The organism is Komagataeibacter oboediens (genome assembly GCF_018491655.1).
In the GTDB taxonomy this organism is placed as follows: Bacteria; Pseudomonadota; Alphaproteobacteria; order Acetobacterales; family Acetobacteraceae; genus Komagataeibacter; species Komagataeibacter oboediens.
In genome coordinates this window covers 1-26,303 of sequence record NZ_JABLUU010000026.1, presented here as the reverse complement: position 1 = coordinate 26,303, position 26,303 = coordinate 1, and the positions used below count along the sequence as shown (strand labels likewise).

Here is a 26,303-nt window from a genome sequence, read left to right as displayed (position 1 = left end):
TCATCGATACCAATCTTCTCATCAGTGCCTTGCTTTCTGAAAAATCCCTGCCAGCGCATCTGCTCGGGCTATGGCGGGCAGGACAATTCGATCTGCTGACGTCTACCGAGCAGCTAGATGAATTGCGGCGCGTGACACGGTATCCCAAGATCCGTTCCCGTCTGCCGCCCACCCTCGCCGGCCGTCTGGTCAATGAAGTCCGGGATCTGGCTGTTCTCATTGTCAATCTTCCTGCTGTGGCAGTCTCTCCGGATCCGGATGACGATTATCTTTTGGCGATGGCATCTGCTGGAAAAGCCGATTTTCTGTTAACGGGCGACAAGCGCGATATTCTGGACCTGCGGGTCTATGATGGTGTGAAGATCATCACAGTAAGAGCATTTCTGGTCATGCAGGGGATCATGCCGTGAGTGTGGCTGATGGTTCTGTCCCAGCAGAAGCCGAGTGCATTAGGATGCGATATAAATTCTAAGCGAATATGAAACTAAGCGACTATGCGATTAAAGTTGTTTGCTACTAAACGAATAAGCTATATAAAAAGCATAGTCGCTTAGTAGGAGGCATCATGCAGACTTGGGCCGTGATTGCGCAGAAAGGTGGGCAGTCGAAAACGACGATTGCAACGGCTTTTGCTGTCGAAGCCGCCAGTGAAGGCGCAGCGGTTGTGATTCTTGATGCTGACGATCGGCAAGGATCAGCTCTCTATTGGTCTGAGAGACGAGAGGCTGATGACGTAATGGTGAAAGATAGCAGTGTCGCAGGATTGCCTTTGCATGTTTCGCGAGGACGTAAGAGTGGAAAGCTGGATCTCATCATCATTGATACGCCAGCAAACTCAAAAGACATTGCTATGTTGGCGGCAGAACAAGCTGACTTTGTAGTGATCCCAGTCGCTCCGCGTGGGTTGGATGTTCATTCTGTGCTGCAAACCATAAAGCAGGTTCAGCAAGCAGGAACACCTTTTGCTGTGATCCTCACCCAGGTTCCTTACCAAGGTTCAGAAGGGAAAGATGCTCGAGCGGGCTTCATCGCTAAAGGCGTCACTATGTTCGATACAGAACTTCATTTTCGTAAGGATTTTTATAGAGCAACACCGATTGGGAAAACCGCTGCCGAATTGGATCCAGATGGTAAGGCCGCAGCTGAACTACGCTCTGCTTATGCTGAGGCTAAGCGACTAAGCGGTTATGCGAATAAACCATTAAGCGAGATAGTATGATGGTGAAACCCAAGAAAGCATCGGCATTAGCCGGCATTTTTGAGGAAGAAAGTGCCCCTATATCTCCGACGGTTGTAGCGGAAAATGTGCCTAAAGAGGCTACTATCCGATCACCTCTTGATGGGAACGCACCTTCGCCACGCAAGAAAAATAGTCATCCTGGCAAAAAACCGGTTTTGATCCATATCCCAGAGGATATGCACCGTACACTCCGTCAACTGAGTGTAGAGGAAGGTGGAGAACCTTTGACGGTCATTACCGAGCGTTTATTGCGCCAATATCTGGTGCAGCGAGGGCATACTAGGTTTGCACCATGAGTAAACGGCGTGATCCGAACCCCGAGTTCGACTTTTTTATTCCGTTAATGAATGATCTTCCGTTGAAAGATCAGCGGGAAGTGATGGAGCGGCCATTTTTCTCACTTCAGAAACGTAAACGTCTTAAGCCAATTGAATATCGCAGTCCAAATGGCGAAGCATGGGTGAAAGTTGAAGCCATGCCAGCTTATGGCATGGCGACAATATGGGATGCCGACATTCTTGTGTGGGCTGCTTCCGTATTAAATCGGATGAAAGAGCAGGGGATCAATGATCTTCCGCGAACGCTTACAACAACAACCTATGATTTGTTGCGCGGCATTCGACGGGGAACAGGGGGACGTGCTTATCAGGAATTGCAAGCTGCTCTTTCGCGTCTAGAAACAACATCCATCCGTACATCATTACGGGCACCTAAGCGCCGTAATGAGGCTCAGTTTGGATGGCTGGATGGATGGACGCTGGAAGTAGATCCAGACACAGATCAGCCGCGTGGAATGACGATCACCCTATCAAACTGGGTTTATGAAGGCATTGTAAGTGAGCGATCCTTGCTGACAATGCATCAGGATTATTTTCTTTTATCTGGTGGATTAGAGCGGGCCCTCTATCGGATCGCACGTAAACATGCTGGTCAGCAGAGAGGTGGGTGGATATGCCGTGTCGAGGTGCTGCATGAAAAAACAGGTAGCGATGCGCAGCCTAAAGAATTTAATCGTATGCTACGGAAGATCATCGAAGCAGACCAACTTCCTGATTACACCATGTCGTTGACTCAGACTGTTGAAGGCACACCGGCAGTGATGTTTCAGTTGCGAGGTATTGAGGCAGCGACTGAGCTGCATAGGAAGCTCGAAAAAGAAAGAGAGCGCGTAGAAGCAGATCGTCGGCGTGCTGAAGAGGTGGATGGGTTGATGGATCGTTTGTCACGAGGGCGGCCTCGTTAAACTATCGTGGTTTCACCCACCCAATGAGCTCTCTCTGTAGTCAAAATGAGAGTTACTACGACTCGAAACCACTCAAGCTATAGGGAATGCTGCGTTTTCCTGTGGATAAGTATGGTCAACTGTCGTGGTTTCACCCACCCAAGCATCGTGGTTTCACCCACCCAAGCATCGTGGTTTCACCCACCCAAACACGTGGTTTCACCCACCGCCCATAACCGTAACAGACTGTTATCAATCGTGTTTTCATAGGCTTTTTAGTGCTTAACTCTTTTAACTATATATTTTAACAAAATTCTTAACAAAAAAGCACCGCCTCTTGGGGGCTACGCCCCCGCCGGCTCGCGGCCTACGGCCGCCCCGATCGCGCTTCGCGCGATCTCCCACCCGGCATCCCCCTGCTCGCCCTTTCAGGGCTGCGCTAAACGGACACGCCTACGGCGCAAAATCATAATCTGACGATGCATTCCCGCATCGTCTCTTCACCAAGACCTTCCTCCCCCGCGTCGGCGCCTTTGGCGCCCTACGGGGCTCCCGCTCCGCGCTCGCCCGACGCCTGCAACACCAGAAGAACCGGGCAAGACCGCAATCTGCTCAAGACTTACCGGCGTTCAGGCGATCATTCAGCGGCTCACGTGTCACAACATGCCCACCAGACGCCACAGGATGGCCGTACCGGCGTTATTGTGTGGTGTGGTGGCGATAAGGGAATTGCGCGCTGTGCGGCCTCCCAGGGCGCTCTTCGAGCCTTGTCAGGGATTAATGGGCTGGCTATTTCCTGTTCGTCTGCCCAGACCTCCTTTTCCCGATTTTCTGGCAGGAAATATGGGTTTCCTGTATATTCCAGATAATCCGTCATATCTGGAGCATGCTCCATGAAAGCGTTTCCAGCGAGCGCCGTGACCCGCAATGCCAGCGATCTTCTCGAAGCGGCCGCCGTTGCACCTGTAGTCATCACCAGGCACCACAAGCCGCGTTTCGTCATCATGTCCGTGGAGCATTATGAGGGCCCTGCTCAGAAAGCAGCAGGGCATCGAAGACGTTCCGGAGAAGGGGTCATCGTCATGAAGGACAGTCCCGGAACACTGCCACAAAAGCGGCCCTGGCAGCTGCTCGTGGTCGGGGACGGGGGAACCCTGCTGACACAGCAAGATATCGAAGCCCTGACCCGCATCCTCGATCTCCTGCCGCATGTCGCCGGCCTCGACATCATCACCTCGGCCGGCTCCGCGCGCGTATCCCGGGATGGGGTCGGTACATAGAACGGGCACAGATATACGCTAAGGGTGAATGTTGAGGGTATATGACGGGAAACAGGTGTTTTCCGTCATTCTTTTTCTTGCCGGGAAAAGATAGCCGCCAAGATAGCAAAAACTGCACGACAAACCCTGTCGTTTTGAATTACTATACGGAAACGCTTCTGCTGAGGTTTGTCGTACATGCTGGTCGGTTATATGCGAGTGTCTTCAGCCGACGAACGCCAGTCAGTGGATCTCCAGCGCGATGCGCTGATCGCGGCTGGCGTCGATGTACGCCACATCTATTCCGACAAGGCCTCTGGTGCCCGCGACGATCGCCCTGGCCTCAAGACGTGCCTCGCCTGGCTCAAGGAAGGGGATACGCTGGTGGTCTGGAAACTGGACCGTCTGGGCCGTTCTCTATCGCATCTTCTCGATATTATCGGAGATTTTCGGGAGCGTGGCATCGCTTTCCGGTCCTTGACCGAACATATGGATACGGCAACCCCGCAAGGCGAGTTGCTGTTCTCGATGTTCGGCGCACTCGCCCAATACGAACGCGCCTTGACGCGCGAACGGGTTATGGCGGGGCTGGTAGCCGCCAGGCGCCGGGGCCGGCGCGGCGGCAGGCCACCCGCGCTCGACGCGGAGAAGATTGCGGCGATTACCGTCGCCCTCGAAGGAGGCGCCAGCAAGGCGGCCATATGCCGCAACTTCGGTGTCCCGCGCTCGACGCTGATCGACACGCTGGCGCGAATTGGTTGGACGCCTCCCGGCAGAACCTGACAGATGCCGCGCCGTTCCGTTCTGACCGAGGCGCAGCGCCTGGCGCTGCTTGCCCTGCCCGAAAACGAGGCCGACCTGGTGCGCTACTGGACGCTCACTCCCGATGACCTGCGTGTCATTGTCAGTCGGAGAAGGGCGCACAATCGGTTGGGCTTTGCTATCCAGCTTTGCGCGCTGCGCTACCCGGGACGGCTGCTCCGACCGGGGGAGCTGATCCCTCAGATCCCGCTCGCCTTCATAGGGGATCAACTCGGGATCGAGCCGGACGCGCTTGCTGACTATGCCGTGCGTGGGCCGACCCGCTACGAACAGCTCGATACGCTGCGTGGAACATTCGGATTCCAGCAATTCTGCCGGCCACTCCAGATCAAGCTTCAGGCCTGGCTTCTGCCTGCCGCCCTGACGTCCAGCAGCGGAATTGTTCTCGCACGGATGCTGCTGGGCGAATTTCGCCGGCGACGCATCGTCGTGCCTGGTATCACCCAGATCGAGCGCATGGTGGGCAAGGCGCTACTCGATGCCGAGCGGTATGTCTGCGAGCTACTGACGCGGCATCTCACCGCCGGCCAGCGCGATCGGCTCGATGGCCTCCTCCAGCCGCATAGCGGCAGCCATATCAGCAGCCTTACCTGGGTACGTCAGCCTCCTGGCCAGCCCGGGAGGCGTGCCTTCGCCGCAATCCTCGACCGGTTGTCGCTCCTGCGTGCGATTGATTTGGATTCCGGCCTCGTGGACACCATTCACCCGGAGCGGCTTCGCCGATTGTGCCAGGAAGGCGCGCGCCTCACGGCGCAACATCTCACCTCGTTGAACCCGGCACGGCGGCGCGCGGTGCTGGTCGCCACAGCCATCGCGACGCAGATGACGCTGACAGACGACGCGGTGCTCATGTTCGAGCGTCTGTTCGGTCAGTTGTTTCGCCGGGCGGAACGGCGCGAGGAAGCCGCATTGAAACGCGATCGTCGGACCATCAACGCCAAAATCCGCCTTCTGGCCGAGATCGGCGACGCGGTGTTGAGCGCCCGCGCTGACGACGCCGATCCATGCGCGGCGATCGAGGGCGTCATCGGCTGGGACGCGCTGACACGGGAAGTCGCAGAAGCCCGTCGTCTCGTTCGTCCTGATCCGCTCGATCCCGTGGCGCTCTCCCGGGAGAACGCACCGATCCTGCGCCAGATCGGTCCTGCGTTCGTCGCCGCCTTCACTTTCGGGGCTGTTCCCACCTGCGCACCGCTTGCCCAAGCTGTCGAGACCCTGCGCGGCCTCGCCGTCGGCCGGCACAGACTTCCGGCCGACGTGCCGCTCGGCTTTGTCCGGGTGAGCTGGCGACGGCGGATCGACCGTGCCGGTCTCGACCGCCGCACCTTCGCGTTCTGCGTCCTGGCGGAACTGCGCGACCGGCTGCGCGCCGGGGATATGTGGGTCGAGGGAAGCCGACGCTACCGCGCCGTCGAGCACCAGCTTATTCCAAAGCCGGTTTTTTCCACGATGCGCGAGGCCGGCCCCCTGCCGATCGCCGTCGCTGATACCGCAGCGGCCTGGCTGGCGGAACGCAAGGCGCTGCTCACGCGCCGGCTCGCCGAGATAGAGGTGAAAGCGTCCACCGATACGCTCGAAGACGTGCGGATCGCCGAGGGGCGGCTGCGCATCTCGCCTTTGCGCGCGATCACTCCAGACGAGGCAGAGGACGCCCTGGCGCCCCTCTACGCACGCCTGCCGGCCATCAGGATCACCGATCTGCTGGCCGACGTGGATCGCTGGACGGGATTTGCCGGCTGCTTCACGCATTTGACTACCGGCCGGGCACACGACGATCCCCGCGCGATCCTTACCGCCGTTCTTGCCGATGCGACCAATCTCGGCCACGCCCGCATGGCCGAGGCCTGTGGGCTGGTAACTCGGCGTCAGCTCGGCTGGCTCTCGGCCTGGCACCTGCGCGAGGACAGCTACGGCGCGGCGCTGGCGAGGCTGGTCGAGGCGCAGCATCGGCTGCCCCTTGCCGCGTTGTTCGGCGACGGCACCGCGTCCAGCTCGGACGGGCAGCACTTCCCGCTCGATCGGCGTGCACAGGCAACCGGCGCCGTCAATCCGCACAAGGGCAGCGAACCTGCCATCTCCTTCTACACCCATGTCTCCGATCGCTATGCGCCGTTCCATTCCACAGTCATCTCCGCCGGTGCCAGCGAGGCCGCGCATGTACTCGACGGCCTGCTCCATCATGGCGCCGACCTTGCGATCGAGCGTCACCATACCGATGGCGGGGGCGTTTCGGATCATGTGTTCGCCCTATGCCATCTCCTCGGTTTCCGTTTCGCCCCGCGTATCCCCAACATCGGGAACAGACGCCTGCATCTGTTCAGCGACATGAAGCCAGGGTCGACTGTCGTCCCATTGGTGGCCCAGCCGATCGACGAACGCCTGATTTCCGAGCACTGGGACGACGTGATCCGGCTCGCCACCTCAATCCGTACCGGTGTCACCAGCGCGTCGCTGATGCTGGAACGGCTCGGTTCCTATCCTCGCGCGAACGGTCTCGCCCTTGCCCTGCGAGAGATGGGCCGCGTCGAGCGGACGCTGTTCACGCTCGACTGGATCGAGCTCCCCGAGGAACGCCGCCGCGCCACCCGCGAGTTGAACAAGGGAGAGGCCCAGAACGCCCTCAAGCGCGCCATCTTTTTCCATCGCACCGGCCGGATCCGCGATCACGGACTGCAGGCCCAGGGACATCGGGCGAGCGCGCTCAATCTCGTCGCCAGCGCCATCGTATTTTGGAACACCACCTATCTCGGAGCCGCAATGCGGCATCTCGAACGCCAGGGGCGATCCATTCCGCCTGATCTGCTTCAGCATCTCTCTCCGCTGGGTTGGCAGCATATCAACCTGACCGGGGATTACCTCTGGACCGACGCCGGCATCCCAGAAGGAAAGCTCCGCCCGCTCCGACAAGCCATCACAATCACTGATAATCCTTAGCGTATATCTGTGCCCGTTTTATGTACGCCCCCCGGGATGTCCCAGGCAATTACATCCAGCAGGCAGACCAGATCCTGGCCGGGATGTTTACGCGCAATCCCGATGTGACGGGCATAACCTTTCCGGCCCCGTATGGCAGGGCCGCTCATACGGCGACACCCGATGATCCGCATGTGCTCCCTCATGACAGAGCGCTCACCGCAATTATGGATGCACGCCAGCGCAGCGAGATCACACCCGATGAAATGATCGCCCAGATCCGGCAGGCTGGTGCCTGAGCATCCGCACCAGTGGTGCAATGGTGTATGAAGAACAACTACTTATGGGTAGGCGCGATGTCGGCCTCGGGTATGTCGATGGGTCGTCACAAGGGTAGCCGTAGGGTCGTGAAACGGTCGTTCCATCAATGCATCAGGGATAGTCGTAACCATTGCACTCTGCGTCACCTTCCTGCGGTGTGCGAGAGCGTTACCCTTATTGCCCGGGTTGTGGCAGAGGAAGGGGATGATCGGTCCCGAGGCTGGCCGCCCATGCTTTCACCGCTTCACCACTGATGAACAATCCGGCATCAGCCTCGGCCAGTGCCCGGCGTGTGGCTTCGTCCTTCCAGGCTTCCCAGTCGTCGCGATCGGTATGATCCGTCTTCATGTCCCGTTTCTCCCGGTCTGGACCTTCAGGCCAGTTTTGGCCTGCGTCCGCGTTTCTTCTCTGGCAGGCGCGTGACCGGAACTTCAGCGTCCGGTACGTCCGAAGGTTCCGGTGTCGCCCTGATGGTCCGCCCCAGTCCGATTTCCTGTGCCAGAGTAGCCCGTTGTGCCGAATAGGATGGGGCGGTCATCGGGTAGCTTTCCGGCAGGCCCCATTTTGCCCGGTATTGCTGGGGCGTCAGGCCATAGACGGTATGAAGGTGACGCTTGAGCATCTTCATTTTTTTTCCGTCCTCCAGGCAGACGATGTAATCCGGGAACACGGATTTTTTCACGGGCACGGCCGGCACCAGATCCGGTGTTCCGGTCGTCGCCTGTCCCAGATTTCCGAGCGCCTGAAACACTGTGGCGATGAGGCCGGGCAGGGTATCCGCCGGAACCGTGTGACTGCTGACATAGGCTGTGACAATCCGGGTCGTAAGCTCGCGCACTGTGTCAGCTCCGGATGATCGTGTCTCGTGGTCGGTCATGGTCACGTCTGCCTGTTGTCCTGTCCTGTTTCCGGTGTCTGTCGAAGGCATGAAGCCCCGCACGTCTCCAGCGTGCTGTCAGGTCAACCAAAGCAGTATCATCGCCGCCCTGAAGCCGCCCTGCAATATCCAGGAAGGCTCCGAACAGGGTTGCGCGGTCCTCATCGGTCAGCCAGGGGATGTCGCGTAAGACACGGTTTCCAATCTGTCCGGCCTGCAAAACTCAGTTCAGGGCCCAGCAGCGCGATGTCGGGACGTTCTGATCCGTGCCTGGCACAGGCGCTGTCAGAACACAGATTACGGTCTGCCTTTGCCAGACCAGCGTGAAGAGGGCTCCTGAGCCGCCATAATCCGCTGTGGTCGTGATCCGATAGCCTTTGGTCAACAGGCTCGCCAGAGAATCCGGCACCGGCTTCAGTGCTGTCGGAACAGACAAGGCCGCATAGGGAGATTTAACGTCCGACTGAGGCAGCCAGTCTCCTCTGCCCTGGGCAAAGCCTGAAGCAGGCCGGAAGAGGATCGGCAGGACAACAAGGAGCAAAAACAGTTTTTGCATCATGATTTTTCCTGTGCGGGTCCTTTTTCAAAAGCGCGCAGGAAAGCGTCGATATCGTCGCTCATCAGGAGGGGCATCCGTTCTCGTATCAATGCTTCAGGCCAGTCCCACCAGGCGACTGCAAGCAGACGCTCGATGGTCTTTTCGGGGAAGCGGTATTTGAGGACCCGGGCCGGGTTGCCGCCCACGATGGCATATGGCGGCACGTCCCTGGTCACCACGGCCGCCGTGGCGATGATCGCGCCTGATCCTATGGTGACACCCGACATGATGTTGGCCCGCGCGCCGATCCAGACGTCGTTGCCAATGACGATATCCCCCTTGGTGGAATGGTCATCGGTTGCATCCGCCGCTTCGGGCCAGAAATTGCACTGGTTCTTGAACGGGTAGGTGGTGATCGTGTCCGGTCGGTGATTGCCCAGGATCATCAGCACCTCGCGGGCGATCGAGCAGTATTTTCCGATCTTCAGGCCGGCATATTCAGCTTCTATGATGATGGGAGAACCCTTGGCGCCATATGTATGGTCGCCGATGTCCCAGCCCCACTCTTCGATCTCATGGGCAAGGGTGTAACGTAGGAGCAGAGAAAAGGCGTTCTTGCCGTAATACATGGGCCTCGGTTCTCCCGTTCTGGTTCAGGGTTTCGTTTGCATTCGATAGCGGACAGATCAGGTGATCGTGTTTCGCAGTCAGTCCTGTTCCCGGTCGCTGTCGAAGGCATGAAGCCCCGCACGCCTCCAGCGTGTTTTCAGGTCGCCTGACGCGGTAGTCCTGCCCTCCCGAAGCTGCCCTGCAATGTCCAGGAAGGCCCCGAGCAGGGTGGCGCGGTCATCATCGGTCAGATCGACCAGTCCCGCCTTCTGGACCAGGCCGCCCAGTTCGATCAGATGATGGGTACGTTCCCGTCGCGCCTTCGCCCAGTCGCGCATGTCGGTGCGTGCCTTTCGTGCCTGATGGCGATGGATCAGGGCCGCCTGCTTCCTGATCCGTCTTTCAAGCGCCAGCAGATCCGTTCTGATCGTTTCCGGTTCCTTTCCGGCCGCCCTTTTTCGCGCCGGCCTGAAAGAACGCCGTCCCCCGTTCGGTCCACCTCGCGATGGCTTCAGGTTTGCCGTCCGCCTGTTCGACAGCCGCCAGCAGCACCCCGGCCAGCGCCTCGATCGACAGGATATCGGCTCCCGTCGCCTCGACCAGTTCGCCGAGCTGGATGGTCCGTTGCGCCTTAAGCTGCTTCGCCTTTTCCTGAAGCGCCTTCAGTTCCGCATCAATGTCCCGTGGCCTGCGCATTTCCGGTCCCCTGTCCTGCTGGTCTGTGCCATACTCTACCATACAGGCGAGAACCGCGTCACTCATCCAGAGTAATCAATCTTTATGGTGCAGTAAAATGTGAGTGCGCGCTTATACGTCACTTCGTGACGTGCGCTTAAGGGGTGTGATAGAATCGTGCTCATGGCGATCTATCACCTGCATGCAAAGGTCATCAGCCGCGCCACCGGCCGGAGCGCCGTGGCGGCGGCGGCTTATCGTGCAGCGTCCCGCCTGCATGATTTGCGGCTGGATCGCGACCATGACTTTTCCAACAAGAGCGGCGTGGTGCATTCCGAGATCCTGCTGCCCGACGGCGCGCCGGAACGGTTTCTCGACCGTGCGACCCTCTGGAACGAGGTCGAGGCGATCGAGAAGCGCAAGGATGCCCAGCTTGCCCGCGAGGTGGAGTTTTCAATCCCGCGCGAAATGACCCAGGCGCAGGGGATCGCGCTGGCACGGGATTTCGTGCGGGAGCAGTTCGTGGAACGCGGCATGGTGGCTGATCTCAATGTGCATTGGGATATTGGCGAAGACGGACAGGCGAAGCCCCATGCCCATGTGATGCTGTCCACACGACGGATCGAAGTCAGAACCGGAGAGGCTGTGCATGGAAGACGAGACGGAATCCCGCATCCTGAACGAAGCGGCAGGGGCGCATACGACCTCGCGCCGGATCCTGGACCTGATGGAGCAGAAAGGGGAGGACGATCCGCTCAAGCTCATGATCCGTCTGCTGACAGAGATCCGGGAGACGCAGCGCGGCATCCTGCTGAAGCTCTCGACGCTGGAGAAGCGCTTGCAGCGGCTGGAAGAACGGCGCGACTGATTGCGGCGGCACGGCTGCGGCATGAAGGTCTGGAGCAGGATCAGCCTTCCATCGGGTTTGGTGCGAAAGAGCGTTCATGGAATGACAAGGATCTGCTGCTGACATGGCGGGAGCGATGGGCGTCGCTCGCCAATGAACGGCTCGCCGAACTGGACCTGGATGTGCGGATCGACCATCGGTCGTTTGCCGCACAGGGGATCGACCTTGAGCCGCAGAACAAGATCGGTCCGGCCGGGATGCGCCGGGAAGAGCGGGGCGAGGACGCGGAACGGGTTGCCGACCATCTGGAGATCGCGCGGCGCAATGGCGAAAGGTTGCTAGCCGAGCCGCATGTGGCGCTGGAGGCGCTGACGCGACAGCAGAGCACATTCACCCGCCAGGATCTGGCGCGGTTCGTGGACCGGCATACGGCAGACGCGGAACAGTTCAGTGCTGTCATGGTTCGGGTGGCGGCGTGTCCGGAGCTGGTCGCCCTCGGGAAAGACGGTCATGGGCGGGAGCGGTTTTCCACACGGGAGATGATCGGGGTCGAGCAGCGTCTGGAAGAGGCGTCGCTCGCGATGGGGCAGTCCCAGGGGCATGCGGTGCCGCTGACGGTGCGTCGGGCGGCGATGGCGCGGGACGGGCTTGGGGACGAGCAGGCGCTGGCGGTGGGCGGGGTCACGAAGTCCCGCGACCTGTCCGTGGTGGTCGGGTATGCCGGGACGGGGAAGAGCACCATGCTGGGTGTCGCCCGCGCGGCATGGGAAGAGGCCGGGTACCGGGTGCGCGGGGCGGCGCTGTCGGGGATCGCGGCGGAAGGTCTGGAAGCTGGGTCCGGGATCGAGAGCCGGACGCTGGCCTCCCTGGAGCGGGCGTGGGCGCGTGGGTTCGACCTGCTGGAGCGCGGGGACGTGCTGGTGGTGGACGAGGCCGGCATGGTGGGGTCACGGCAGATGGAGCGGGTGCTGTCTGCCGCGCGCGGTGCCGGGGCCAAGGTGGTGCTGGTGGGTGATCCCGAGCAGTTGCAGGCGATCGAGGCCGGCGGGGCATTCCGGGCAGTGGCCGAGCGGGTCGGGTCGGTGGAGATCACGACGGTGCGCCGGCAGCGTGAAGACTGGCAGCAGGCGGCCACGAAGGCGCTTGCGACCGGGCGGACGGGTGAGGCGTTGGGGCGCTATGAGGCGGCCGGCCTGGTGCGTGGGCATGACACGCTGGAAGAGGCGCGGGCCGGGGTAGTGGCCGGGTGGGATGAAGCCCGGCAGGCCGCGCCAGAGGACAGCCAGATCATGCTGGCGCACCGGCGTGTCGATGTGCGGGCGCTGAACGAGGCGGCACGCGCCATCCGGCGGGAGGCGGGTGAGCTGGGTGACGACGTGCTGGTGCCGACCGTCCAGGGCGAGCGGGTGTTCGCGGATGGGGAGCGGATCTACTTCCTGCGCAATGACCGGGAGCTGGGGGTAAAGAACGGCACGCTGGGCACGGTGCGGGGCATTGTGGGGTCGCCTGATGCCGGGGATCTCGTGCTGTCGGTGCAGCTCGACGGGCCGGGTGGAACCGGGCGTGGCCGGCTCGTGTCCGTGTCGGTGGCGGAGTATGACGCGCTGGATCATGGCTATGCGGCCACCATCCATAAATCGCAGGGTGTGACGGTGGATCGGGCGCATGTGCTGGCGACGGGGAGCATGGACCGGCACGGGGCCTATGTGGCGCTGTCGCGGCATCGGGAGAGCGTGTCTGTCCATTGGGGCCGGGATGATGTGGGCGACCGGGACGGGCTGGTGCGGCGGCTGTCGCGCGAGCGGCTGAAGGATACCACGCTGGATTACCCGCAGGTCCGGGATCAGGATACCGAGTTTGCGCGGCGGCGCGGGCTGCATGTCCCCGAGAGCGAGATCGTGGTGGGGCGTGAGAAGGCTGCCTCTGGCCCCCAGAAGGACAGGCAGGCCGAAGCTGTCCGTACGCCGGATCCGGCACCGGCGCAGCGGAAGCGCGGGATGTTCGACGGGCTGGACCTGTCCGTACGGGGGCGTGGTCGGACGGCGGAAAAAGACGTGTCGGCCGGGATGGATGCCGGGGCCAGTAAGGGGGAAAGTGGGGTTGAGCGTGAAGCTCCCGCCTCTCCCTTCGCCGGGTTGCGGCTGCCGCGTGTGCAGCGCGCGCAGGTGCCGGCCGGGCTGGGTGGGTTTGTGCCGGGTGGTGATCCGCTCCACCAGGCAGTTGAGCAGTATGCGCGGGTGGTGCGGGACATCGGGCGCATGGTGGAGCAGGACCTGCCGGTGCTGGAGCACCAGAAGAAGGCATGGCTTGACGCCAGCACGGCTCTGGAACGGCTAAGGCCCGGGGCGGTGGTCGCTCTGGAAACCGCCGTGAAGCATGAGCCGGAGATCCGGCAGGCCCTGTATGGGCTGGAAGGGCCGGCACGGGCGCGCAGGCTGGTCGAGGGGCTGGAGCACGAGGACAGGGTGCGGACAAGTCCAGAACTGCGGGCCGCGCGGTTCGTGAAGGCGTGGGACGGGCTGAGCCGCGAGCAGCAGGGTGTGGCGCTCAGGGAGCTGAAGCGGGACGCGCAGCTTGAATCCCTCCTGCGGCAGAAGGGGCATGAACTGGGCGTCCGGAAGGGATCGACGCTCGATCATGGATTGCAGCCGCAGCGCACGCGCTCGCTGTCGCGCTCCAGGGGGCGGGATATGGATATGGGGATGTAAAACAGGAGACGTACAGAAAACTGTACGTTATAATGGTCATGGAGGACCGATCATGACCTGTGTTTCCTATACCGACCTGCGCCAGAACCTGGCGCATTATCTGGACGAAGCCGTGAACAGCCGCGCGCCGATCGTCGTGACGCGTAAGACCGGGAAAGGCAGTGTCGTGCTGATGTCGGAAGAAGAATTCTCCGGCTGGCAGGAAACCGTGCATCTCCTGAGCAGCCCACGCAACGCGGAGAGGCTGTTGGGGAGCATTCGTGACATCGAGCATGGGGTGGCGACCGAGCGTGATCTTCTGGAGCCGCAGGGTGAGCCGTCGGCGTGAAGGTCATTTTTCATGAAAATGGCTGGGAGGATTATCTTTCCTGGTTCCAGTCAGATCATGCTGTTCTTGGGAAGGTTAATGCCCTGATCGAGGATGTAAGGCGGCATCCATTTCAGGGGCTGGGCAAGCCGGAACCACTGAAGGGACAACTTTCCGGGTGGTGGTCCCGACGGATTACGGGGGAACATCGTCTGGTCTACCGGGTTCAGGGCCGCGCGGGAGAGGATCAGCGGATCGAGGTTGCCCAGTGCCGGTTTCATTACTGAAGGAGAGGCGTCATGAGCGAGACGGATCCGGCAGCCCGTGCCTTTGAGGATCTGTGCGCCGAAATGACGGTGCTCCGGCGCAGCGTGGAAGCGCTGCCCCAGGCATGGCGGGACAGCCGGCCGCCAGACTACACGCCGGACCTGGCCAGGCTGGTCAAGGCCCTGAACGACGTGGGCGCGCGTATGAAGGCGATCGAGGCCAGTCCGACCCTGAAAATGACGCCGCAGGCGTATGGGCAGGGGGTACGACAGGCAGGGCTTTCCGTCTGTCAGGACATGCAGGCCGCCTTTCATACCGCGATCCGTGCGGTTCAGGTGGAGCGGCAGCAGCTGACCGACATTGTCGGGCAGGCGCGCACCCAGGACCGTCAGAATTGGTGGGTGCTGAAGGTCGGGCTGGCCTGTCTGGCTGTCGGGATCGGGTTCTCGCCTATCCTGACCTACCTCCTGCCGTCCTCACTGGGGACGCGCGTGGCCTCGTTCATCGTAGGCGGACAGGATCGGTGGGAATCTGGTGCGTTGATGATGGAGGCCGACAATCCCGAAAGCCTGCGGCATATGGTCCGGGCCAACCGACTTGTGGACGCCAGTCGGGACCGGATCACCGCCTGCCAGAAAACGGCCAACGAGACGAAGGTGGACCAGCCCTGTGTCCTGACCATCCGGCCGGATGGGTCATAACTGACGACACGCCGTAGTTGTCCTCGCAAACGCCCTGCTTCACAAAGATCGGCTTTGGACGCCAAAAGCCGCTTGACCACAACGGATACTCTCAAATGACGGTTATGAGAGCGTACGTTTTTGAACAAAATCTCACCGTTCCCCAATATGACTTTTCAGGACCGCAGGAGGCGGCCGGATATTGATATCAATCAATGCGCCGGATATTCCATTCCATACTGTGACTGCGGCAATCTTCCAGGAATCCCAGACAATGACCGACCTTCCCTGGCTCACCTCCAAGCCTGAAGCACCGGAACCCATCCGCGGTGATCGTGGCGCAAGCATTCTTGGCCCCCGCAACCTTCCACGTGAACGCGAGGTGCCCGACCTCCTCGCCTCCCCCGATACGGACGCCGGAACCATCCCGAACCTGAAGTTCTCCTATGCCGACGCGCGCAACCGTCTGGGATCGGGCGGATGGGCACGCGAAATCACCATTCGCGAACTGCCTGCCGCCACGACGCTGGCTGGTGTGAATATGCGCCTCAAGCCGGGTGGGTATCGCGAGCTGCATTATCACAAAGAAGCCGAATGGGGCTTCATGATCGCGGGCAAGGCACGTGTCACGGCACTCGATACCGAAGGCCGCCCGTTCGTGGATGATGTGGAGGCCGGAGACATCTGGAACTTCCCCGCCGGCATTCCCCATTCCATCCAGGGACTGGGCACCGAAGGATGCGAATTCCTGCTGGTCTTCGACGATGCCAATTTTTCGGAAAACGAGACCTTCCTCATCAGCGACTGGTTCGCGCATACGCCCCGCCACATCCTTGCCAAGAATTTCGGCGTGCCGGAATCGGCGTTCGCCAACCTGCCGACCGACGTGGAAAAGACCCGCTGGATCTTCAACGGCACCGAACCCACCGTCGCCAAGGAAGACGCGATCAGGTGCCCGCAGGGTCCGTCCCCCATCCGCTATACGCACCGCTTCCTGCAGCAGCCCCCGGCAAAGGCAGCGGGCGGGACCGTGCGCGTCGTGGATTCGCGCAATTTCCCCGTGGCCTCGACCATCGCGGCTGCCATCAATGTCGTCGAACCGGGTCGGATGCGTGAACTGCACTGGCATCCCAACAATGATGAGTGGCAGTATTTCGTGCGTGGCCGCGCCCGCATGACCGTCTTTGCCTCCGGCGGGAAGGCGCGCACGTTTGATTACTGCGCGGGGGATGTCGGGTATGTGCCGCTTGGCATGGGCCATTACCTTGAAAATATCGGTGACGAGCCGATGGTGTTCCTCGAAGCCTTCAAAAGCGACAGGTTCGCCGATTTCTCCGCCAACCAGTGGCTGGGCCTGTCGCCACGCCAGATGGTGAAGGAACACCTCAACCTTGATGAGGAAACCCTGTCGAAATTGCGTCAGGACAAGCCCCTCATCGTCTGATGAACCCGGCCCTGTACCCTGTCCTGCGTGTCGCGACACTGGGGCTGATCGCCGGTTATGTGGATGCCGTGGGATATGTCGAACTCCACGGTATCTACAGCGCGGCCATGACCGGGAATTCCACGACCTTTGGCGTGTCGCTGGCCCGGCATGACTGGGGGCGGGTTGCCAGTGTGGGGACCGTGCTGGGGCTATTTTTCATGGGTGCGCTGGGCGCCGCCATCGTGCGCCGGTCACTGCGGCAGTGGCGGTATGAATGGCTGTGGATCGCAGCCCTGCTGCTGCTGGCGCAGTTCGTGCACTGGTCCCATGCCGCGAACGCCAGTTCCCGGGCCGAGACGCTGTTCCTGACCGTGGCCATGGCCATGCAGGGGGAAGTGCTGTCGCGCTTTTCCGGCGCATCCGTACAGACCATCGTCGTCACGAACAACATCATTAAATTCGCCAACAACATCATCGCGTACCTGTGGGGACTGAAGGACGGGAAGTGGGCATTGTCTCCCATCTCCATGCTCCCCGGCCTTGGGTGGGGCTGCTGCATCGCCGGGGCTTTCCTGTCCGTACCGGCGCAGGACATGACATCGGCTTTTTTCCTGTTTCCCATCCCGCTTCTGATCGCGTTATGCTTCCTTCATACTGCGGATCTGGAAGAGGGCTAATCCATGTCGTACACGACTGCATGTCCATGATTGGCATGCGCAGTCGGGACACGTCATTAACGCCCGCGTCCCGGCGCGCCCTTCCGATTTTCCGGCTGTCCCCATGTCGGAGCGTATCTGCTTCAGCGTGGATGCGAAGCGCCACGACTGCTCCGAACGGACTGGGACCAAGTCCCCCCCCCCCCCTCTTTTCTATCAACCTTCTGACGCAGATGGTCAATCGCGAGATAACGCAGGGGGAGCGGTCAGCAGGGATACATCTGGTGGTTTTAAAACGGGTGGCGTATATAAAATGGGCACAGATATACGCTAAGGATTATCGGCGATTGTGATGGCTTGCTAGAACGGGCAGAGTTCCTCGGGGAACTCGATCCAGTCGAGCGTGAACAGCATAAGCTCGACGGGGCCCATCTCTCGCAGGGCAAGGGCGAGACCGTTCGAGTGAGGATAAGAACCGAGCCGTTCCAACATCTGCGATGTGCTGGTGACGCCGGTAAGGATCAAGGTGGCGAACGGCCTAGACGGTCGAGTTTCCAGACCACCAGCGTATCCCCTTACTTGAGCCAGGCGAGGCACGTCTTGAGGCCCGGACGATCATCGTGGGCACCAGAGGCCTTGTCGGAATGAATGTTGCGTGCATCGTTAAAAAATAGCGGATGCCACTTTTTTTCGAGACTACTTTGCAGATACGATAAAGAACAATATCTCTCGCAAAAAGGAAATATAAACCGTAAACATATCTCAAAAAATATGACACGATATTTTTCTATATATAACGACTTTCCATAAAACATTCAAGAAGATACATAAATTCATATTGTGTTTTGTATTCAAGCGCGCCCAAGCATTGTGTGGAGATTACCATCCCTTGTCATGTCGATTGCAAGCCGGGTCCGCGTTATGCTTTTTCGTAGTGCTGTACGCCGGTCCCACCCATGCGCAGAACGTGCCCACCATTGACCTGCATGGCGTGACCATAAAGCCCTACGCCACGGATCAGCTTGATGTGGGCGGGTTCGCCGATGCGTCCCCCGCCCATCCGGGCACGGGGGCACGGGGCGCGCGCATGCGCAATGGTGTGCGACTGAATATCCACAAGCAGGTTGAAATCGGGGCCATATGGGATTTCGGTCCCGCGCCCGGTGGGCCAATGCGCCTGTTTGAAGGTCAGGTTTCCTATGTTGGGCTGCGGCATTTCGTATTCACGGCAGGGATTTTCAAGCCCAGCTTCGGCCTTGAATCCATGCAGGCGCAGGGCGATACCGTCTTTATCGAACGTTCCAGCATCTCCACCCTGACGCGCAACCTGGCCACGGGTATCGAACGGCAGGCCGTGCAGGCGGAAGCATACGGGAAACGCTATCATTTCGCCCTGTCCGCCACCGCAGGCACTGCGGGACCGGGCGAAAACGGCAACCAGCGCGCCATGGCCTTCCGCCTTGTCGGCCTGCCGGTGCGCACGCGCTCCGTGCTGTTCCATCTGGGATTCTCGGGGGAATGGGTCTTCCGCCCGGCTTCCGCACGCAACGCCGCCCCCGCGCTGTCATTGTCCGACAACCCGGAAATCAATCCGGGGACGGTTTCAAAATACCTTGATACAGGAAAGATCCTGTCCGACAGCGGGGGTGCCTTCGGGGTGGAGGCGGCCGTATCATGGAAAAGACTGCTGTTTCAGGGCGAGGCCTATGACATCCTGCTGAACAGCCACCTCCATAACGATAGCGAGCAATTACGCTTTCACGGATGGTACGGACAGCTTGGCTACACCATCAATGGAAAGCAGCGGGAATGGAAGGGACGCACGGCAGCATTTTCCTCGCCGTCATGCGACAGGAAACAGAGCGTGCTGTGTAACGGCTATGGCGTGCTGGAAATCGCGGCCCGCTATTCACAGGTCGATCTTGAATCCGGCCCCATACATGGCGGCGACCAGCAGACCGGGTCATTGGCCGTGAACTGGTGGCCCACGGGCATCATCCGCACGACTGTGCAATATGAATACGGGCAGGTCACACGCACGCCGTCTGCCGAACATTTTCATGCGGTCATGTCGATGTTCCAGATAAAATTCTAAAAGCCCGATCCGAAAGTTTTTGAACAATACCAGCCTGTTGTGATTCATCCGTTTTTGTAGAGAGATGGAGTGAATGGTGACATGAACTGATATTGCTCAACATGAACCTAGCCGGGAAAGATTGTGATATCTATCGGATATGACGTACGGGGAGGAAACTTTGATCATGCCGTTCGTCCCCCGGGCCAAACGGGGTGGTCGCCCTCGCACGACGGATATGCGCGAGGTAGGGCTGACGACACGAAAGTGCCTTTTACGTACGTTTAGGTAGAACGCGTTGAGAACGTCGGTAGCGTTCTGCCGAGCGTGCGATAGACAGTTGCCCGGCATGACGCACAACGACGCGTTCGCCATAATCAGCAAAGTCCGTTGCAGAGATGCCGAGTTGATGGGTGGTGAATGCGATCATGGCTTCTGGCGGCTGTACCGATGGGGGCACGACCCCGTAATGTTGGGCATAGGAGGCGGGTAGTCGCTGCAGACATTCCCGGATCCCGCCGGCCAGATCCTCACGCTTCATCCTGCCCAACCTTTTCCTGACACCGGATTTCCCTAACATGATTAAGGTTTATGTTAAAACCTTAATCATGTTTGCCAGAAGTAGGCCCTTGCGTAAGGTTCTGCCAGATTGTGCGGGTGGCTACAGGTGACGTGGATGAAAAATTCTCCCCGCCCCAAACCTGTCCGGTAATATGGATTACCGGACAGGTCTGTGCCAAGCTCCGGCGGTCCCGAAAACCGCAGGAAACCGTCCTCTCGTGATTATCGATCCTAACGGGATTGGCCCGGCCGGCAGGGACACTTCCCTGGCCGCACCGCTGGCCCAGGCCCGCGCCTATGCCCGCGCCAGCCGGGCGCCCGCCACCCGCCTGGCCTACCGGCGCGACTGGGCCGCCTTCACCGCCTGGTGCCACGCCCGGGACCAGGGCGCGCTGCCCGCCGATCCCCGGCTGGTGGCACTGTTCCTTGCCCATGAGGCCGCGCGTGGCCTGCGCCCGTCATCGATCGGCCGCCGGCTGGCGGCCATCGCCTTTGCCCATCGTCAGGCCGGCTGCGTGCCGCCCCAGGCCCAGCCACAGGCGGGCGTGCTGGCCGAAGTGATCGCCGGCATCCGTCGTCAGGCCGGCACCGCCCCGCGCCGCAAGCAGGCTGCCGATGACCGGGTGCTGCAGGCCATGCTGGCCGCCCTGCCGGCGACAAACCTGAAGGCCATCCGTGACCGGGCGCTGCTGGCCTTCGGCATGGCCGGGGCCTTCCGCCGCTCGGAACTGGCCGGGCTGCGCTGCGACCAGCTCGACCGCACCCCAGAGGGCATGACCGTGCGCTTCGGGGCAACCAAGACCGATCCCGAGGGGCGGGGCGTGTGCATCGCCATTCCCGAAGGACGCCGCATCCGGCCCGTCGCCCTGCTCGAGGCCTGGCTGGAGGCGGCCGGAATTACGGACGGAGCCGTATTCCGTGACGTGGTGCGCGGTCAGGCCAGCGCAGGCCCGATCAGCGACCGCACCGTGGCCCGCGTGGTCCAGCGCGCTGCCCAGGCCGCAGGCTACGACCCGGCCCGCTTCGGGGGGCATTCCCTGCGCGCAGGCTTCCTCACCTCAGGCGCGCGGGCCGGGGCCAGTCTCTTCCGGCTCAAGGACGTCTCCCGCCACCGCTCCACCGATGTCCTCGCAGCCTATGTCCGCGAGGCCGGACTCTTTACAGATCATGCAGGAGAGACGTTCCTTTGACTGTCATTTTAGGTAGAGGCTGTGCCGTTCCAGGTCCGTCCATTTCCTGATCGACCACGTCCAGATCTTCCGTGCATTCTGGCAAAATTTGTGGTTGGTCTGTTTTCTGAACTTTTCGTAATTCTGAAAATTATTTCCCATGGTCAGTATGTCCCCTTTATTCTCTCCCGGCGTAGCCCAGAACGACAATAATGAGGCTTCCATAGCTACTACCCGTTCCAGGCGGGCCCGTCGGATGCGGCGTCTGGCGCGGGTCAGGACCCTGAAGTGGCATCGAACCATCATGTATTGTACCGGGGCCGTGCTGATTGGCATTATCTCCGTAATCTTTGCCCATATCGGGGATTGGGCGGCCGAGCTGCGTTATCATGTTGTCGCCAGAAACCCATGGTCCATGCTGGTGATTGCCCCGCTCGGGCTTGTTGCCATTTCCTGGCTGACACGCCTGTTATTCAATGGTGCTCAGGGATCAGGAATTCCCCAGACAATCGCAACCCTGCATATGCATAATTTCGTGCTTGTGGACCGGATCCTGACCTTGCGCATTGCGCTGGGCAAGATCCTGATGACATGCTTGGGTCTCATCTGTGGTGCCTCGATCGGTCGTGAAGGGCCGAGTGTCCAGATCGGCGCTTCCATCATGCACGCATTTTCGCGTGCCATGGGGCAGCATAATGATGTCACCAGGCATGGTATGATCCTCGCAGGGGGGGCTGCCGGCATGGCTGCCGCTTTCAATACGCCTCTTGCCGGTGTTGTGTTTGCGATTGAAGAACTGGCGCACTCCTTTGAACAGAAGGCGTCGGGGCGTACTCTGACTGTTATTATTTTTTCGGGGATTACAGCAATTGCCCTGTTGGGGAACTATACATATTTTGGTCGGACGAATGTTTTTATTCCGGTAGGACGCGCATGGCTGGCCGTTCTGGTATGTGGTGTAAGTGGTGGATTGGCGGGGGGGATTTTCGCCCGTCTTGTCATCCGCCTTTCAAAAGGTCTACCGGCTTTTCTTGGCCGGTTTTCAAGTCGATTCCCTCTTGTATTTGTGGCGCTATGCGGCCTGTTACTGGCTCTGATCGGACTGGCATCAGATGGTGCGACTTATGGTACGGGCTATCTGCAGGCGCGTGGGATAGTGGATGGAAGTCTGCATTATCCTGCGTCTTTCTTTCTTCTGAAGTATATCTCCATGCTGATTACTTTCTGCTCTGGCATTCCTGGCGGCATGTTTGCACCTTCCCTTGCGATCGGTGCAGGAATGGGAGGATGGGCCGAGCAGTTTCTGCCTCATACGTCGCCTGGAGGCGTTGTACTGCTGGGTATGGCTGCCTATTTTTGTGGCGTTGCCCAGTCACCGCTGACGGCAACCATCATCGTGATGGAAATATGTGACAATCAGCAGGTGACCCTAGCCCTGCTGGCCACGGCCTTCCTGTCGTTCGGTGTATCCCGCATGGTCTGTCCCAGACCGCTTTATTCGGCACTGGCTACGGGATTTCTGGAAAAAACAGAGCAAATGGCGCGACAGGTATCTCACGATAGATTGGAAAAATAATTTTATTCTGAACTGGGTTCCTGATCGAGCGGCTGATCAGCATTCTGTTGGGCAGATTCACCAACAAGAAAAGAAATATGAAATCATGTTGCTTCCTCTGTCCAATCCGGTTCCACAATCAGGGAAACCGGAAAATGTCTGCAGTCTGGTGTTCCTGTCTGCGGCATCTGTCGTGATCGGGGCATCTGCCGGTATGATCTGTGGTATCTTCCGCTTGTTGCTGGAATGGCTGGAGGCCGTCCGGACAGATATGGGAATGGAAGTGTCGCTTCAGCATGGCTTTTCTTGCGAAGGCGTGCTGTTGATCATCGGATCTGGCGCAGCTGCATGGCTGGCTTCAGGTCTCGTTCGTCATTTTGCCCCTCTTGCAGCAGGAAGTGGCATCCCGCATGTGGAAGCTGTCTTGTTGAGTGCGTCACCGCCTGCGCCATGGCGGGTGGTGCCCGTCAAATTCGTGGGTGGCCTGCTGGCGATCGGAAGTGGGCTTGCCTTGGGACGTGAAGGGCCCAGTGTGCAGATGGGAGCGACTGCAGCTCATACGTTTGGCAGGCTGCTCTGTCTGGAGAAGACAGACTGCCTTGCCCTCCTTGCTGCAGGCGCGGGAGCAGGGCTGGCGACCGCTTTCAATGCGCCGGCAGCCGGTGCTGTTTTCGTTTTGGAAGAACTGGTCGGCCGGTTTGAAATCAGAATGGTTTGTGCCGCATTGGGGGCATCCATTTCGGCCATTCTGGTCAGCCGGGGCATGCTGGGTAGCCAGACGGTCTTTAGTGTCGTTCCTCTGATCCTTCCAGAATCGCTTGCCAAACAGCTGTTTTTCGTCATGACCGGGGTCATGACGGGCCTGGTTGCTGTCGGATACAACCGGACGACCATGGCAGTGCTCCGTCTGGCCGGGAGGCTGCCTATCAGCATCTCAGTCAGGCCTGTTCTGGTGGGAGGTTTGGCCGGTTTGGTGGTTTGTCTTGCACCGCACTTGGCTGGAGGGGGAAAGTGGATCACGCAGACGGCCATAAACAACGAGATCGGATTACATCAGATTCCGGCACTACTGGCTTTTCGGCTGATTTTTGGGGCCCTGTCTTATGCCGCTGCAACACCTGGAGGTCTGTTTGCCCCCATGCTGGCCCTGGGGGCACTTTCCGGTCTGGGGAGTAGTGTTGTGGCACAGGCATTAAGTCCTGATACACCTCTGGCGACCGCACCTTTTGTGATTGTCGGCATGGCCTCCATGTTCGCCGGATCCGTTCGTGCACCGCTGACCGGGATTATTCTGGTTATGGAAATGACAGGTTCGTCCGAGTTGATAATGCCGCTTTTATCCGGGAGTTTTGCTGCGATGGTCGTAGCCGGCGCACTTGGAGACATGCCCATTTATGCTGCCCTGAGACTCAGGGCCCAGTCACACACGCGATGATTTCAGAGAAGTGTTCTATCCCCGATCTGGGGGGAAGCAGAATGCAATTGCATAATAAGTCTTTGACCTTAGATCAGGAGGCTATGATGCCCCGGAATAGCTCTCATCCGAAGGTGGAGAGTTTCAACTTCCGGATTGACCCGGCGCTGAAGGCAGCGTTCACGGCTGCAACCAGTGCGGATGAACGGCCTGCTGCCGATGTGCTGCGGGATTTCATGCGCGCTATGTGGCGGGGCGGGAGCGGCGTGCTTTCGAGGCAGAAGCGCGGTGGCAGTCCCGTGAAGTAGCGGTGCTGGCGTGCGCCCCGGCGAGTGATGAAGCTCTCGTCTTGCGCGCACTGGACGCGCTTTTCGAGGAGGACGATTTCCGGGATGGGTGGACGGCGTGAAACGTGGTGATCTGGTGACGATTGCCGTTAATGGTGATTATGGCGAACCGCGTCCGGTCCTTGTGGTGCAGGCCGACGCCTTTTCCGACCCGCCAGCTATGACCGTGCTGAGGTTGACCAGCATCGTGCAGAACTGGCCTTTGTTCCGGATTACGGTTGTACCAGCACGACGAACGGCTTGCGCAGCCTGTCGCAGGTGATGGTTGATTGGGCGATATCCCTGCCACGGGAGAAGATCGGTCAGGGTTTCGGGCATCTGGAGGCTGCGTCTCTGCGTCAGGTTGATCAAGCTTTGTCAGTTTTTCTCGGTCTGTCGGGTGACCGTCTTCCATGATTACGCGCGATTTTCCGGTGTTTCAAAGGGCTATGGGTAATAGTGTAACAGGCCGGGCCTGAATCGGGCCGGCCGGCCCCGCGATTGCAGCGGTTTTCCTGTCCGGGGCGGGTGACATGTGTTACACTTTTCGGGATATCATGCCCAGACCTGCCCCGAAGGCCCCTGTCCGGCCGCCTTGCCAGCTGTCGCTGTTCCCCGAAACGGCGGCGCTGGTGCGCGTGGATCCGGCCGCCAACTGCTGGCGCTTCTACCATCTGTCGTTGCAGCCTGACCTGTTCGGCGGTACCGCCCTGGTGCGGCAGTGGGGGCGGATCGGGACGGCTGGCCGGCAGGTCTGCGAGCTGCATGACGATGCCGGGCAGGCGCTCGACGCCCTCGTCCGCCAGCTTCGGGCCAAGCGCCGGCGGGGCTATCGCGACAGGACAGCCGGATGAGCGGCACCCGAAAACCGGGACAGCGGGCGACCCCGGCAGGCGCCTCTGGCGGGATGCAGCTTTTCGACCGCGACGGGAGCCGCAAATACCTCACGGTCGCCGAGCGGGCGCGCTTCCTGCGCGCGGCCGAGCAGGCGCCGCGCGAGGCCCGCACGCTGTGCATGACCCTGGCCTGGTCGGGCTGCCGCCTGTCCGAGGCCATCGCCCTGACGGCGGACCGGGTGGACCTTGCCGGCGGCGTGCTGGTGTTCGCCACGCTCAAGAAGCGCCAGGACGGGATCTATCGCGCCGTGCCGGTGCCTCCCTCCCTGCTCGAGGCCCTGGACCTGGTGCATGGCATCCGCGAGGCCCAGCGTAGGCGAGGGCGTGGATCGGCCGCCCGGCTGTGGCCCTGGTCCCGCATGACCGGCTGGCGGGCGGTGCACGCGGTCATGGACGCCGCCGGCCTGTCCGGCCCGGCCGCGTCCCCCAAGGGCCTGCGCCATGCCTTCGGCGTTGCCGCCGTCTCCAGCGGCATTCCCCTCAACATGGTGCAGAAATGGCTCGGTCACGCCCAGCTCTCCACCACCGCCATCTACGCCGATGCCGTCGGCGCCGAGGAACAGGATATCGCACGGAAAATGTGGGGGTAATGCATTTTGTGAAGATGAAATCGGATTGCACAGATATATATAGGCGCTTATCATGATAAGCGTATAAGACCTTATATGGAGATATGATATGTCTACTGATATGACTCGTTGGACGGTTTCAGTCTCCCGCGAAACCGACATCACCGTACGTAGTTTCCTGGCGCAGCGCGGCATGAAGAAAGGCGACTTGTCTCGCTTCATCGAGGAGGCGGTGCGCTGGCGTGTGTTCGACAGGACAATGGCAGAAGCCCGGAGTGGGTTCGCAGATATGGAGCCGGACGCCCTAGAGGACCTGATCGGCGAGGCCGTGACCGCTACGCGGGCAATGGACAGGGCCAGCTAAGGCGTGCG

28 protein-coding genes and 3 pseudogenes are annotated in these 26,303 nt (G+C 60.2%); 23 read left to right on the top strand and 8 right to left on the bottom strand.

All coding sequences use genetic code 11. The features are described from left to right. Positions 1–2 precede the first annotated feature (2 nt). From HNO79_RS15560 to HNO79_RS15525, 8 genes are all read left to right on the top strand, one after another. Positions 3–410: a putative toxin-antitoxin system toxin component, PIN family gene (locus HNO79_RS15560; RefSeq protein WP_244987579.1), complete on the top strand. Its 408-nt coding sequence runs from the start codon at positions 3–5 to the stop codon at positions 408–410. A 155-nt stretch (positions 411–565) separates the two neighbouring features. Continuing rightward, positions 566–1,219, top strand: a complete 654-nt coding sequence (locus tag HNO79_RS15555; protein ID WP_062247395.1) for a ParA family protein — start codon at positions 566–568, stop codon at positions 1,217–1,219. Beyond that, complete coding sequence (locus tag HNO79_RS15550) at positions 1,216–1,536, top strand: hypothetical protein (RefSeq protein ID WP_202795770.1); 321 nt, start codon at positions 1,216–1,218, stop codon at positions 1,534–1,536. The genes HNO79_RS15555 and HNO79_RS15550 overlap by 4 nt, the downstream gene beginning before the upstream one ends. Next, a complete protein-coding gene (locus HNO79_RS15545) occupies positions 1,533–2,483 on the top strand; it encodes a replication initiator protein A (RefSeq protein WP_112209711.1) in 951 nt (316 codons plus the stop codon). Before HNO79_RS15550 ends, HNO79_RS15545 begins: the two co-directional genes overlap by 4 nt. Positions 2,484–3,355: 872 nt before the next feature. After that, positions 3,356–3,742, top strand: a complete 387-nt coding sequence (locus tag HNO79_RS15540) for a type II toxin-antitoxin system Phd/YefM family antitoxin (protein WP_214165834.1) — start codon at positions 3,356–3,358, stop codon at positions 3,740–3,742. A gap of 177 nt (positions 3,743–3,919) precedes the next feature. Beyond that, the gene (locus HNO79_RS15535) at positions 3,920–4,504 is read left to right on the top strand and encodes a recombinase family protein (protein WP_214165833.1); all 585 of its coding nucleotides are present in this window, start codon (positions 3,920–3,922) and stop codon (positions 4,502–4,504) included. A 3-nt stretch (positions 4,505–4,507) separates the two neighbouring features. Beyond that, positions 4,508–7,477, top strand: a complete 2,970-nt coding sequence (locus HNO79_RS15530; RefSeq protein WP_214165832.1) for a Tn3 family transposase — start codon at positions 4,508–4,510, stop codon at positions 7,475–7,477. A 20-nt stretch (positions 7,478–7,497) separates the two neighbouring features. Then, on the top strand, positions 7,498–7,755 hold the full coding sequence (locus HNO79_RS15525; RefSeq protein WP_214176813.1) for a hypothetical protein: 258 nt from the start codon (positions 7,498–7,500) through the stop codon (positions 7,753–7,755). Between the two features lie 196 nt (positions 7,756–7,951). On the opposite strand, the gene HNO79_RS15520 is transcribed toward HNO79_RS15525, so the two are convergent. The 7 genes and pseudogenes from HNO79_RS15520 to HNO79_RS15490 all read right to left on the bottom strand — a co-directional run bounded on the left by HNO79_RS15520 (position 7,952) and on the right by HNO79_RS15490 (position 10,563). Continuing rightward, complete coding sequence (locus HNO79_RS15520; protein WP_180967632.1) at positions 7,952–8,125, bottom strand: hypothetical protein; 174 nt, start codon at positions 8,123–8,125, stop codon at positions 7,952–7,954. 25 nt (positions 8,126–8,150) lie between these two features. Next, a complete protein-coding gene (locus HNO79_RS15515; RefSeq protein ID WP_214165831.1) occupies positions 8,151–8,654 on the bottom strand; it encodes a MucR family transcriptional regulator in 504 nt (167 codons plus the stop codon). Continuing rightward, a pseudogene (gene traD, locus HNO79_RS15510) lies at positions 8,620–8,826 on the bottom strand (conjugal transfer protein TraD); the annotation flags it as partial. The pseudogene traD and the gene HNO79_RS15515, both read right to left, overlap by 35 nt. Before the next feature lie 51 nt (positions 8,827–8,877). Continuing rightward, positions 8,878–9,213, bottom strand: a complete 336-nt coding sequence (locus HNO79_RS15505) for a hypothetical protein (protein ID WP_087609095.1) — start codon at positions 9,211–9,213, stop codon at positions 8,878–8,880. Beyond that, positions 9,210–9,821 carry a CatB-related O-acetyltransferase gene (locus HNO79_RS15500; RefSeq protein ID WP_007396283.1) on the bottom strand — a complete coding sequence of 204 codons (612 nt, stop codon included), beginning with the start codon at positions 9,819–9,821 and terminating at the stop codon, positions 9,210–9,212. The genes HNO79_RS15505 and HNO79_RS15500 overlap by 4 nt, the downstream gene beginning before the upstream one ends. A gap of 78 nt (positions 9,822–9,899) precedes the next feature. After that, positions 9,900–10,139 (bottom strand): conjugal transfer protein TraD, encoded by a 240-nt coding sequence (locus HNO79_RS15495; protein ID WP_087609097.1) that lies wholly within the window; start codon positions 10,137–10,139, stop codon positions 9,900–9,902. A 64-nt stretch (positions 10,140–10,203) separates the two neighbouring features. Further along, positions 10,204–10,563, bottom strand: coding sequence for a conjugal transfer protein TraD (locus tag HNO79_RS15490; protein WP_214165830.1), 360 nt, complete (start codon positions 10,561–10,563; stop codon positions 10,204–10,206). Positions 10,564–10,659: 96 nt separating this feature from the next. Here HNO79_RS15490 and traA point away from each other — a divergent pair, with 96 nt between their 5' ends. From traA to HNO79_RS15460, 6 genes are all read left to right on the top strand, one after another. Next, a complete protein-coding gene (traA, locus tag HNO79_RS15485) occupies positions 10,660–14,031 on the top strand; it encodes a Ti-type conjugative transfer relaxase TraA (RefSeq protein WP_214165829.1) in 3,372 nt (1,123 codons plus the stop codon). Positions 14,032–14,083: 52 nt separating this feature from the next. Continuing rightward, a complete protein-coding gene (locus tag HNO79_RS15480) occupies positions 14,084–14,359 on the top strand; it encodes a type II toxin-antitoxin system Phd/YefM family antitoxin (RefSeq protein WP_034928502.1) in 276 nt (91 codons plus the stop codon). Continuing rightward, the gene (locus tag HNO79_RS15475) at positions 14,356–14,625 is read left to right on the top strand and encodes a Txe/YoeB family addiction module toxin (protein ID WP_110557466.1); all 270 of its coding nucleotides are present in this window, start codon (positions 14,356–14,358) and stop codon (positions 14,623–14,625) included. Before HNO79_RS15480 ends, HNO79_RS15475 begins: the two co-directional genes overlap by 4 nt. Positions 14,626–14,637: 12 nt before the next feature. After that, positions 14,638–15,306 carry a DUF6118 family protein gene (locus tag HNO79_RS15470; RefSeq protein ID WP_034928507.1) on the top strand — a complete coding sequence of 223 codons (669 nt, stop codon included), beginning with the start codon at positions 14,638–14,640 and terminating at the stop codon, positions 15,304–15,306. Between the two features lie 253 nt (positions 15,307–15,559). After that, a complete protein-coding gene (locus HNO79_RS15465) occupies positions 15,560–16,729 on the top strand; it encodes an oxalate decarboxylase family bicupin (RefSeq protein ID WP_034928629.1) in 1,170 nt (389 codons plus the stop codon). Continuing rightward, positions 16,729–17,388: a YoaK family protein gene (locus HNO79_RS15460; protein ID WP_007396274.1), complete on the top strand. Its 660-nt coding sequence runs from the start codon at positions 16,729–16,731 to the stop codon at positions 17,386–17,388. Before HNO79_RS15465 ends, HNO79_RS15460 begins: the two co-directional genes overlap by 1 nt. A gap of 354 nt (positions 17,389–17,742) precedes the next feature. Here the strand turns inward: HNO79_RS15460 and HNO79_RS15455 are convergent. Next, positions 17,743–17,895: pseudogene (locus HNO79_RS15455) on the bottom strand (Tn3 family transposase); the annotation flags it as partial. A gap of 406 nt (positions 17,896–18,301) precedes the next feature. On the opposite strand from HNO79_RS15455, the gene HNO79_RS15450 reads away from it, so the two are divergent. From HNO79_RS15450 to HNO79_RS15410, 9 genes and pseudogenes are all read left to right on the top strand, one after another. Continuing rightward, the gene (locus tag HNO79_RS15450; protein ID WP_225063296.1) at positions 18,302–19,462 is read left to right on the top strand and encodes an OprO/OprP family phosphate-selective porin; all 1,161 of its coding nucleotides are present in this window, start codon (positions 18,302–18,304) and stop codon (positions 19,460–19,462) included. 91 nt (positions 19,463–19,553) lie between these two features. Next, positions 19,554–19,691 (top strand): annotated as a pseudogene (locus tag HNO79_RS15445) (IS5/IS1182 family transposase); the annotation flags it as partial. A 529-nt stretch (positions 19,692–20,220) separates the two neighbouring features. Then, entirely contained in the window at positions 20,221–21,192 is a 972-nt protein-coding gene (locus HNO79_RS15440) for a site-specific integrase (RefSeq protein ID WP_110570144.1), read from the top strand. Between the two features lie 283 nt (positions 21,193–21,475). Continuing rightward, a complete protein-coding gene (locus HNO79_RS15435) occupies positions 21,476–22,747 on the top strand; it encodes a chloride channel protein (protein ID WP_087609087.1) in 1,272 nt (423 codons plus the stop codon). Between the two features lie 85 nt (positions 22,748–22,832). Further along, complete coding sequence (locus HNO79_RS15430) at positions 22,833–24,161, top strand: ClC family H(+)/Cl(-) exchange transporter (RefSeq protein WP_214165828.1); 1,329 nt, start codon at positions 22,833–22,835, stop codon at positions 24,159–24,161. 375 nt (positions 24,162–24,536) lie between these two features. Next, positions 24,537–24,749 (top strand): type II toxin-antitoxin system PemK/MazF family toxin, encoded by a 213-nt coding sequence (locus HNO79_RS17315; RefSeq protein WP_338034409.1) that lies wholly within the window; start codon positions 24,537–24,539, stop codon positions 24,747–24,749. Positions 24,750–24,999: 250 nt separating this feature from the next. Next, the gene (locus tag HNO79_RS15420; protein WP_172459677.1) at positions 25,000–25,320 is read left to right on the top strand and encodes a WGR domain-containing protein; all 321 of its coding nucleotides are present in this window, start codon (positions 25,000–25,002) and stop codon (positions 25,318–25,320) included. Beyond that, a complete protein-coding gene (locus HNO79_RS15415; protein ID WP_214165827.1) occupies positions 25,317–25,952 on the top strand; it encodes a tyrosine-type recombinase/integrase in 636 nt (211 codons plus the stop codon). Before HNO79_RS15420 ends, HNO79_RS15415 begins: the two co-directional genes overlap by 4 nt. Positions 25,953–26,040: 88 nt before the next feature. Further along, on the top strand, positions 26,041–26,295 hold the full coding sequence (locus tag HNO79_RS15410) for a ribbon-helix-helix domain-containing protein (RefSeq protein WP_039998284.1): 255 nt from the start codon (positions 26,041–26,043) through the stop codon (positions 26,293–26,295). The last annotated feature ends 8 nt before the right edge of the window (positions 26,296–26,303 follow it).

Bases quoted from the DNA above. Each gene is read 5' to 3' on its own strand.
- HNO79_RS15555 (WP_062247395.1), top strand. From the start codon at position 566: ATGCAGACTTGGGCCGTGATTGCGCAGAAAGGTGGGCAGTCGAAAACG.
- HNO79_RS15550 (WP_202795770.1), top strand. From the start codon at position 1,216: ATGATGGTGAAACCCAAGAAAGCATCGGCATTAGCCGGCATTTTTGAG.
- HNO79_RS15545 (WP_112209711.1), top strand. From the start codon at position 1,533: ATGAGTAAACGGCGTGATCCGAACCCCGAGTTCGACTTTTTTATTCCG.
- HNO79_RS15540 (WP_214165834.1), top strand. From the start codon at position 3,356: ATGAAAGCGTTTCCAGCGAGCGCCGTGACCCGCAATGCCAGCGATCTT.
- HNO79_RS15535 (WP_214165833.1), top strand. From the start codon at position 3,920: ATGCTGGTCGGTTATATGCGAGTGTCTTCAGCCGACGAACGCCAGTCA.
- HNO79_RS15530 (WP_214165832.1), top strand. From the start codon at position 4,508: ATGCCGCGCCGTTCCGTTCTGACCGAGGCGCAGCGCCTGGCGCTGCTT.
- HNO79_RS15525 (WP_214176813.1), top strand. From the start codon at position 7,498: ATGTACGCCCCCCGGGATGTCCCAGGCAATTACATCCAGCAGGCAGAC.
- HNO79_RS15520 (WP_180967632.1), bottom strand. From the start codon at position 8,125: ATGAAGACGGATCATACCGATCGCGACGACTGGGAAGCCTGGAAGGAC.
- HNO79_RS15515 (WP_214165831.1), bottom strand. From the start codon at position 8,654: ATGACCGACCACGAGACACGATCATCCGGAGCTGACACAGTGCGCGAG.
- HNO79_RS15505 (WP_087609095.1), bottom strand. From the start codon at position 9,213: ATGATGCAAAAACTGTTTTTGCTCCTTGTTGTCCTGCCGATCCTCTTC.
- HNO79_RS15500 (WP_007396283.1), bottom strand. From the start codon at position 9,821: ATGTATTACGGCAAGAACGCCTTTTCTCTGCTCCTACGTTACACCCTT.
- HNO79_RS15495 (WP_087609097.1), bottom strand. From the start codon at position 10,139: ATGCGCGACTGGGCGAAGGCGCGACGGGAACGTACCCATCATCTGATC.
- HNO79_RS15490 (WP_214165830.1), bottom strand. From the start codon at position 10,563: ATGAGTGACGCGGTTCTCGCCTGTATGGTAGAGTATGGCACAGACCAG.
- traA (WP_214165829.1), top strand. From the start codon at position 10,660: ATGGCGATCTATCACCTGCATGCAAAGGTCATCAGCCGCGCCACCGGC.
- HNO79_RS15480 (WP_034928502.1), top strand. From the start codon at position 14,084: ATGACCTGTGTTTCCTATACCGACCTGCGCCAGAACCTGGCGCATTAT.
- HNO79_RS15470 (WP_034928507.1), top strand. From the start codon at position 14,638: ATGAGCGAGACGGATCCGGCAGCCCGTGCCTTTGAGGATCTGTGCGCC.
- HNO79_RS15465 (WP_034928629.1), top strand. From the start codon at position 15,560: ATGACCGACCTTCCCTGGCTCACCTCCAAGCCTGAAGCACCGGAACCC.
- HNO79_RS15460 (WP_007396274.1), top strand. From the start codon at position 16,729: ATGAACCCGGCCCTGTACCCTGTCCTGCGTGTCGCGACACTGGGGCTG.
- HNO79_RS15435 (WP_087609087.1), top strand. From the start codon at position 21,476: ATGTATTGTACCGGGGCCGTGCTGATTGGCATTATCTCCGTAATCTTT.
- HNO79_RS15430 (WP_214165828.1), top strand. From the start codon at position 22,833: ATGTTGCTTCCTCTGTCCAATCCGGTTCCACAATCAGGGAAACCGGAA.
- HNO79_RS15420 (WP_172459677.1), top strand. From the start codon at position 25,000: ATGTGTTACACTTTTCGGGATATCATGCCCAGACCTGCCCCGAAGGCC.
- HNO79_RS15415 (WP_214165827.1), top strand. From the start codon at position 25,317: ATGAGCGGCACCCGAAAACCGGGACAGCGGGCGACCCCGGCAGGCGCC.
- HNO79_RS15410 (WP_039998284.1), top strand. From the start codon at position 26,041: ATGTCTACTGATATGACTCGTTGGACGGTTTCAGTCTCCCGCGAAACC.